Genomic DNA, 1,157 nt, shown 5'->3' on the forward strand with positions numbered 1-1,157 from the left:
GCTACATCCCGGTACCCAAGAACCCCCACGGCCTCAACACCTCGCCGGACGGCAAGTATTTCATCGCCGCCGGCAAGCTCTCGCCGACCTGCTCCATCATCGCCATCGACAAGCTGCCCGAGGTGTTCGACGACGCCATCGAGCCCCGCGACGCCGTAATCGGCGAGCCCGAACTGGGCCTGGGGCCGCTGCATACCACGTTTGACGGCCGCGGCAACGCCTACACTACGCTGTTTATCGACAGCCAGATCGCCAAGTGGAACATCGAGGACGCCATCCGCGCCTACAACGGCGAGGAGGTCACCTACCTGCGTCAGAAGATCGACGTCCACTACCAGCCCGGCCACAACCACGCCAGCCTGACCGAAACCCGGGACGCCGACGGCAAGTGGCTGGTGGTACTCTCCAAGTTCTCCAAGGACCGCTTCCTGCCGGTGGGCCCGCTGCACCCGGAGAACGACCAGCTGATCGATATCTCCGGCGAGGAGATGAAGCTGGTGCATGATGGACCCGCCTTCGCTGAACCCCACGACTGTATTTTGCTGCGCGCCGACCAGCTCAACCCGAGTCGCGCCTGGACGCGTGACGACCCCTTCTTCGCCGAGACCGTTGCCATGGCCGAGGCCGACGACATCACTCTGGAGCGCGACAACAAGGTCATCCGCGACGGCAACAAGGTGCGGGTCTACATGACCTCGGTGGCACCGCAGTTCAACCTCACCGAATTCAGGGTCAAGCAGGGCGACGAGGTCACCGTGACCATCACCAACCTGGATCGGATCGAGGACCTGACCCACGGCTTCTGCATGGTCAACCACGGCGTCGCCATGGAGATCTCGCCGCAGCAGACCTCCAGCGTCACCTTTGTCGCAGACAAGCCCGGCGTGCACTGGTACTACTGCAACTGGTTCTGCCACGCCCTGCATATGGAGATGACAGGAAGGATGCTGGTCGAGAAGGCCTGATAGCCCCCTCCGGGGCCGGGCAGCCGCCCGGCCCCGTCCTGTCACCCGCAACGTGTTGAGTGTGGAGACACGCATGACCCGACGACCGACTCTCGGCGTCCTCTTCCTGATTCTTGCCGCCTGGCAGCTCTGCCTGCCGGGCGGCCTGTTGGCCGCCGACTGGACGGCCAGCCCCGGCGAATCGCTGCAGCC

General features: G+C 64.5%; 1 pseudogene. It reads left to right on the forward strand.

The window, feature by feature from the left end:
• Positions 1 to 965: pseudogene (locus ACESMD_RS14460) on the forward strand (TAT-dependent nitrous-oxide reductase); the annotation flags it as partial.
• Positions 966 to 1,157 lie beyond the last annotated feature (192 nt).

Origin of the sequence: Halomonas sp. (assembly GCF_041689495.1) — a bacterium.
Taxonomy (GTDB): domain Bacteria; phylum Pseudomonadota; class Gammaproteobacteria; order Pseudomonadales; family Halomonadaceae; genus Halomonas.